The organism is Enterobacter sp. 01-M-03-SI-ECC (genome assembly GCF_047530215.1).
Classification (GTDB): Bacteria; Pseudomonadota; Gammaproteobacteria; order Enterobacterales; family Enterobacteriaceae; genus Enterobacter; species Enterobacter chengduensis.
This window is the reverse complement of the sequence record NZ_JBLKDA010000062.1, coordinates 1-7,743: the sequence shown is the minus strand read 5'-3', so window position 1 is coordinate 7,743 and position 7,743 is coordinate 1. Positions and strand designations below refer to the sequence as shown.

Below are 7,743 nucleotides of genomic sequence, written 5' to 3'. Positions count from 1 at the left end.
ATATGGAAAGAGTTTTTACCCAGATCGATACCAATGAGCGCAATGTTTTCCATGATAGTTCTCCGAATGAAAGCCTGTCCTCAGCATAGTACCGGGAAGGAGGGAGTGACCATCTCATTAAATATCCTACGTTAAGCCTGTTTTTTGAGCTGGCATGGCGGGCAGCTATGAGCGAAGTATAGTCATTCGCCCTATCTCTTTTGTCGCACTTTCAACAAGGGGGTCGCTTGGAAAGCGGAACGAGGTCAGTCTCCGCCCGGACTGCTCAGCTCTTTAAACAGCAAAAGAGAGGCATCTTATGAGAAGGGATTGTTCAGTATGTCAGGGCAGACTGCTTTTTCATCCGCAGGTACTGAGGGTAAATGCTCAATTCCGGTACGATTCTTACTCTATAGCCAGACAGAATTCAGCATTGTGCTGAACCCGAATCTTTTTTTACTCTGACAGGCCTGTTCATCAGAACCCTGAAAAAACAATTTTCCCGTTCACATTTTTATTTTCCATGTCCTCATGAGCCCGGCGAAGTGCTTTAGCATTCAGCCTGCCATACTCTGCCAGCAACGGAGGTTTGAGCTTACCGGAATCCAGCATGCATGAGAGTTTGTTAAGAATATCATGCTGTTTAGACATGTCCGCAGTAGCATGCATGGGGCGGGTAAACATTGCCTCCCAGTGAACAGAAACGCTCTTAAATTTGATCAAACGCAGATCCAGTGGTTCAGGGTCGTCGATGAGTCCGATACGGCCTTGTGGGGCAATAATTTCGGCCATATTTTCCCAGGCAGATGGCGTGGTGTACGTTGAGAAAATCCGGGTAATGGGAGGGAGTCCAGCAAGGCTGGCAACCTGTGGCGCAAGCGCACATGAATGATCCAGGACATAATGCGCACCAAACCCGCGAACCGCTCTGACACTCTCCTGCCGGGAGGCAGTCCCGATGATGTTCACCCGACTCAGAGTGCGGGCAAGCTGTATAGCCATACAAGGGACTCCGCCCGCACCGCCAAGCATCAACAGGGTCTGATCAGCATCTCCGTTCACTGACAACTGCAGACGATCAAATAACATTTCCCAGGCTGTCAGACCGGTCAGAGGAACCGACGCTGCAGCTTCAAAACTTAGTGCTGCCGGCTTTATCCCCGTAATGCGTTCGTCAACCAGCTGAAACTCTGCGTTGGCTCCCTGGCGATCGAGCACACCGGCATAGAAAACGTGGTCACCTGGCCTGAACAGCGTCACCTCTGGTCCGGTTGCTTCAACAACACCGGAAGCGTCGTATCCCATAACTACCGGATTGCCTGCAGAGGGACTGATGTTTCGCCGGCTTTTCAGGTCCCGTGGGTTAACCGCGACCGCCCTGACTCTGATCAAAAGATCACGCCCCTTGGGCATGGATGGGTGGGGAAGCGACAAATCTTCAATAACGGATGTACTTTCCCGGGTTGCCAGAAACCAACGGCTTTCATTCTGTCTCCTTAAAAAGGTCAGTCACCAGATAAATAAATGTAAAAGTGTGCGGAACGCGATACCCGCCAGTGCCCCCGGCAGTGCAAATCGAAAAATACGCGGAAAGCGGGCGCTGGGTAATGCTGTCAACCTGTTGATGACTATTTTAATCTGTAGTCATTCAATCCTTGTAACATCAGGATGATCCTGGTGTCAGTGAAAATACGAAATCAACACGTTGGTATCATTACCCACCTGTGAACTGACGTCGGCATTTTGAATCTCACTTCGGCGTGCCCCCTCCGAATGGCGCAAAACATTTCGTGGTATGGCATGATAGCACCCGAAGAGAGTCAATTCAGGGTGGTAAATGTGAAACCAGTAACGCTATACGATGTCGCAGAGTATGCCGGTGTCTCTTATCAGACCGTTTCCCGCGTGGTGAACCAGGCCAGCCACGTCTCTGCGAAAACGCGGGAAAAGGTGGAAGCGGCGATGGCGCAGCTGAACTACATTCCCAACCGCGTGGCACAACAACTGGCGGGGAAACAGTCGTTGCTGATTGGCGTTGCTACCTCCAGTCTGGCCCTGCACGCGCCGTCGCAAATTGTCGCGGCGATTAAATCTCGCGCCGATCAACTGGGTGCCAGCGTGGTGGTGTCGATGGTAGAACGAAGCGGCGTCGAAGCCTGTAAAGCGGCGGTGCACAATCTTCTCGCGCAACGCGTCAGTGGGCTGATCATTAACTATCCGCTGGATGACCAGGATGCCATTGCTGTGGAAGCTGCCTGCGCTAATGTTCCGGCGTTATTTCTTGATGTCTCTGACCAGACTCCCATCAACAGTATTATTTTCTCCCATGAAGACGGTACGCGACTGGGCGTGGAGCATCTGGTCGCATTGGGTCACCAGCAAATCGCGCTGTTAGCGGGCCCATTAAGTTCTGTCTCGGCGCGTCTGCGTCTGGCGGGCTGGCATAAATATCTCACTCGCAATCAAATTCATCCGATAGCGGAACGGGAAGGCGACTGGAGTGCCATGTCCGGTTTTCAACAAACCATGCAAATGCTAAATGAGGGCATCGTTCCCACTGCGATGCTGGTTGCCAACGATCAGATGGCGCTGGGCGCAATGCGCGCCATTACCGAGTCCGGGTTGCGCGTTGGTGCGGATATCTCGGTAGTGGGATACGACGATACCGAAGACAGCTCGTGTTATATCCCGCCGTTAACCACCATCAAACAGGATTTTCGCCTGCTGGGGCAAACCAGCGTGGACCGCTTGCTGAAACTCTCTCAGGGCCAGGCGGTGAAGAGCAATCAGCTGTTGCCCGTCTCACTGGTGAAAAGAAAAACCACCCTGGCGCCCAATACGCAAACCACCTCTCCCCGCACGTTGGCAGATTCCTTAATGCAGCTGGCACGACAAGTTTCCCGACTTGAAAGCGGGCAGTGAGCGCAACGCAATTAATGTGAGTCAGCTCACTCATTAGGCACCCCAGGCTTTACACTCTATGTGTCCGGCTCGTATGTTATGCGAAAATGTGAGCGGATAACAATTCACGCAGGATACAACTATGACAATGATTACGGATTCACTGGCCGTCGTATTACAACGTCGTGACTGGGAAAACCCTGGCGTTACCCAACTTAATCGCCTTGCGGCACATCCCCCTTTCGCCAGCTGGCGTAATAGCGAAGAGGCTCGCACCGATCGCCCTTCCCAAGAGTCGCGCAGCCTGAATGGTGAATGGCGCTTTGCCTGGTTTCCGGCACCAGAAGCGGTACCAGAAAGCTGGCTGGAGCGCGATCTTCCTGACGCCGATACTGTCATCGTCCCCTCAAACTGGCAGATGCACGGTTACGATGCGCCTATCTACACCAACGTGACCTATCCCATTGCGGTCAATCCGCCGTATGTTCCCACGGAGAATCCGACGGGTTGTTACTCGCTCACATTTAATGTTGATGAAAGCTGGCTACAGGAAGGCCAGACGCGAATTATTTTTGATGGTGTTAACTCGGCGTTTCATTTGTGGTGCAACGGGCGCTGGGTCGGTTACGGACAGGACAGTCGTTTGCCGTCTGAATTTGACCTGAGCGCATTTTTACACGCCGGAGAAAACCGCCTCGCGGTGATGGTGCTGCGCTGGAGTGACGGCAGTTATCTGGAAGATCAGGATATGTGGCGGATGAGCGGCATTTTCCGTGACGTCTCGTTGCTGCATAAACCGAGCACGCAAATCAGCGATTTCCATGTAGCCACTCACTTTAATGATGATTTCAGCCGCGCTGTACTGGAGGCAGACGTTCAGATGTACGGCGAGCTGCGCGATGAGCTGCGGGTGACGGTTTCTTTGTGGCAGGGTGAAACGCAGGTCGCCAGCGGCACCGCGCCTTTCGGCGGTGAAATTATCGATGAGCGTGGTGGTTATGCCGATCACGTCACCCTACGTCTGAACGTCGAAAACCCGAAACTGTGGAGCGCCGAAATCCCGAATCTCTATCGTGCGGTGGTTGAACTGCACACCGCCGACGGCACGCTGATTGAAGCAGAAGCCTGCGATGTCGGTTTCCGCGAGGTGCGGATTGAAAATGGTCTGCTGCTGCTGAACGGCAAGCCGTTGCTGATTCGCGGCGTTAACCGTCACGAGCATCATCCTCTGCATGGTCAGGTCATGGATGAGCAGACGATGGTGCAGGATGTCCTGCTGATGAAGCAGAACAACTTTAACGCCGTGCGCTGTTCGCATTATCCGAACCATCCGCTGTGGTACACGCTGTGCGACCACTACGGCCTGTATGTGGTGGATGAAGCCAACATTGAAACCCACGGCATGGTGCCAATGAATCGTCTGACCGATGATCCGCGCTGGCTACCCGCGATGAGCGAACGCGTAACGCGAATGGTGCAGCGCGATCGTAATCACCCGAGTGTGATCATCTGGTCGCTGGGGAATGAATCAGGCCACGGCGCTAATCACGACGCACTCTATCGCTGGATCAAATCTGTCGATCCTTCCCGCCCGGTACAGTATGAAGGCGGCGGAGCCGACACCTTCGCAACCGATATTATTTGCCCGATGTACGCGCGCGTGGATGAAGACCAGCCCTTCCCGGCTGTGCCGAAATGGTCCATCAAAAAATGGCTTTCGTTGCCTGGAGAGACGCGCCCGCTGATCCTTTGCGAATACGCCCACGCGATGGGTAACAGTCTTGGCGGCTTCGCTAAATACTGGCAGGCGTTTCGTCAGTACCCCCGTTTACAGGGCGGCTTCGTCTGGGACTGGGTGGATCAGTCGCTGATTAAATATGATGAAAATGGCAATCCGTGGTCGGCTTACGGCGGTGATTTTGGCGATACGCCGAATGATCGCCAGTTCTGCATGAACGGTCTGGTCTTTGCAGACCGCACGCCGCATCCGGCGCTGACGGAAGCAAAACACCAGCAGCAGTTTTTCCAGTTCAGTTTATCCGGGCGAACCATCGAAGTGACCAGCGAATACCTGTTCCGTCATAGCGATAACGAGCTCCTGCACTGGATGGTGGCGCTGGATGGCAAGCCGCTGGCAAGCGGTGAAGTGCCTCTGGATGTCGCTCCACAAGGTAAACAGTTGATTGAACTGCCTGAACTACCGCAGCCGGAGAGCGCCGGACAACTCTGGCTAACGGTTCACGTAGTGCAACCGAACGCGACCACATGGTCAGCAGCCGGACACATCAGCGCCTGGCAGCAGTGGCGTCTGGCGGAAAACCTCAGCGTGACACTCCCCTCCGCGCCCCACGCCATCCCGCAACTGACCACCAGCGAAACGGATTTTTGCATCGAGCTGGATAATAAGCGTTGGCAATTTAACCGCCAGTCAGGCTTTCTTTCACAGATGTGGATTGGCGATAAAAAACAACTGCTGACGCCGCTGCGCGATCAGTTCACCCGCGCACCGCTGGATAACGACATTGGCGTAAGTGAAGCGACCCGCATTGACCCTAACGCCTGGGTCGAACGCTGGAAGGCGGCGGGCCATTACCAGGCCGAAGCAGCGTTGTTGCAGTGCACGGCAGATACGCTTGCCGACGCGGTGCTGATTACCACGGTCCACGCGTGGCAGCATCAGGGGAAAACCTTATTTATCAGCCGGAAAACCTACCGGATTGATGGAAGTGGTCAAATGGCGATTACCGTTGATGTTGAAGTGGCGAGCAATACGCCACATCCGGCGCGGATTGGCCTGACCTGCCAGCTGGCGCAGGTAGCAGAGCGGGTAAACTGGCTCGGATTAGGGCCGCAAGAAAACTATCCCGACCGCCTTACTGCGGCCTGTTTTGACCGCTGGGATCTGCCATTGTCAGACATGTATACCCCGTACGTCTTCCCGAGCGAAAACGGTCTGCGCTGCGGGACGCGCGAATTGAATTATGGCCCACACCAGTGGCGCGGCGACTTCCAGTTCAACATCAGCCGCTACAGTCAACAGCAACTGATGGAAACCAGCCATCGCCATCTGCTGCACGCGGAAGAAGGCACATGGCTGAATATCGACGGTTTCCATATGGGGATTGGTGGCGACGACTCCTGGAGCCCGTCAGTGTCGGCGGAATTCCACCTTAGCGCCGGTAGCTACCATTACCAGTTGCTCTGGTGTCAAAAATAATAATAACCGGGCAGGCCATGTCTGCCCGTATTTCGCGTAAGGAAATCCATTATGTACTATTTAAAAAACACAAACTTTTGGATGTTCGGTTTATTCTTTTTCTTTTACTTTTTTATCATGGGAGCCTACTTCCCGTTTTTCCCGATTTGGCTACATGACATCAACCATATCAGCAAAAGTGATACGGGTATTATTTTTGCCGCTATTTCTCTGTTCTCGCTATTATTCCAACCGCTGTTTGGTCTGCTTTCTGACAAACTCGGGCTGCGCAAATACCTGCTGTGGATTATTACCGGCATGTTAGTGATGTTTGCGCCGTTCTTTATTTTTATCTTCGGGCCACTGTTACAATACAACATTTTAGTAGGATCGATTGTTGGTGGTATTTATCTAGGCTTTTGTTTTAACGCCGGTGCGCCAGCAGTAGAGGCATTTATCGAGAAAGTCAGCCGTCGCAGTAATTTCGAATATGGTCGCGCGCGGATGTTTGGCTGTGTTGGCTGGGCGCTGTGTGCCTCGATTGTCGGCATCATGTTCACCATCAATAATCAGTTTGTTTTCTGGCTGGGTTCTGGCTGTGCATTCATCCTCGCCGTTTTACTCTTTTTCGCCAAAACGGATGCGCCCTCTTCTGCCACGGTTGCCAATGCGGTAGGTGCCAACCATTCGGCATTTAGCCTTAAGCTGGCGCTGGAACTGTTCAGACAGCCAAAACTGTGGTTTTTGTCACTGTATGTTATTGGCGTTTCCTGCACCTACGATGTTTTTGACCAACAGTTTGCTAATTTCTTTACTTCGTTCTTTGCTACCGGTGAACAGGGTACGCGGGTATTTGGCTACGTAACGACAATGGGCGAATTACTTAACGCCTCGATTATGTTTTTTGCGCCACTGATCATTAATCGCATCGGTGGGAAAAACGCCCTGCTGCTGGCTGGCACTATTATGTCAGTACGTATTATTGGCTCATCGTTCGCTACCTCAGCACTGGAAGTGGTTATTCTGAAAACGCTGCATATGTTTGAAGTACCGTTCCTGCTGGTGGGCTGCTTTAAATATATTACCAGCCAGTTTGAAGTGCGTTTTTCAGCGACGATTTATCTGGTCTGTTTCTGCTTCTTTAAGCAACTGGCGATGATTTTTATGTCTATTCTGGCGGGCAATATGTATGAAAGCATCGGTTTCCAGGGCGCTTACCTGGTGCTGGGTCTGGTGGCGCTGGGCTTCACCTTAATTTCCGTGTTCACGCTTAGCGGCCCCGGCCCACTTTCTCTGCTGCGTCGCCAGGTGAATGAAGTCGCTTAAGAAATTAATGTCGGATACGGCGCGAGCGCCTTATCCGACCAACTTATCAGGACGGAATGTTAAAAATGAACATGTCGATGACAGAAAAAATAAAAGCAGGCAAGCTATTTACCGATATGTGCGAAGGCTTACCTGAAAAAAGACTTCGTGGGAAAACATTAATGTATGAGTTCAATCACTCGCATCCATCAGAAGTTGAAAAAAGGGTAATGACTCCAACTTATTGATAGTGTTTTATGTTCAGATAATGCCCGATGACTTTGTCATGCAGCTCCACCGATTTTGTGAGCGACAGCGACTTCCGTCCCAGCCGTGCCAGGTGCTGCCTCAGATTCAGGTTA

General features: G+C 52.4%; 4 protein-coding genes and 2 pseudogenes. 4 read left to right on the top strand and 2 right to left on the bottom strand.

Annotated elements, in window-relative coordinates:
* Positions 1 to 456 precede the first annotated feature (456 nt).
* Positions 457 to 1,466: pseudogene (locus tag ACMWKK_RS25515) on the bottom strand (zinc-binding alcohol dehydrogenase family protein).
* 352 nt (positions 1,467 to 1,818) lie between these two features.
* Between ACMWKK_RS25515 and lacI the strand changes: the two are divergent.
* The 4 genes and pseudogenes from lacI to ACMWKK_RS25495 all read left to right on the top strand — a co-directional run.
* Entirely contained in the window at positions 1,819 to 2,901 is a 1,083-nt protein-coding gene (gene lacI / locus ACMWKK_RS25510) for a DNA-binding transcriptional repressor LacI (protein WP_007851507.1), read from the top strand.
* Between the two features lie 121 nt (positions 2,902 to 3,022).
* Positions 3,023 to 6,097, top strand: a complete 3,075-nt coding sequence (gene lacZ, locus ACMWKK_RS25505; protein WP_233904134.1) for a beta-galactosidase — start codon at positions 3,023 to 3,025, stop codon at positions 6,095 to 6,097.
* Positions 6,098 to 6,148: 51 nt separating this feature from the next.
* A complete protein-coding gene (lacY, locus tag ACMWKK_RS25500) occupies positions 6,149 to 7,402 on the top strand; it encodes a lactose permease (RefSeq protein WP_003846917.1) in 1,254 nt (417 codons plus the stop codon).
* 65 nt (positions 7,403 to 7,467) lie between these two features.
* Positions 7,468 to 7,608, top strand: a pseudogene (locus ACMWKK_RS25495) (maltose acetyltransferase domain-containing protein); the annotation flags it as partial.
* A gap of 14 nt (positions 7,609 to 7,622) precedes the next feature.
* Here the strand turns inward: ACMWKK_RS25495 and ACMWKK_RS25490 are convergent.
* Positions 7,623 to 7,743 (bottom strand): IS1 family transposase (locus ACMWKK_RS25490; protein ID WP_249040038.1); only part of this gene is annotated, 121 nt, incomplete at its 5' end.

Bases quoted from the DNA above. Each gene is read 5' to 3' on its own strand.
- lacZ (WP_233904134.1), top strand. From the start codon at position 3,023: ATGACAATGATTACGGATTCACTGGCCGTCGTATTACAACGTCGTGAC.
- lacY (WP_003846917.1), top strand. From the start codon at position 6,149: ATGTACTATTTAAAAAACACAAACTTTTGGATGTTCGGTTTATTCTTT.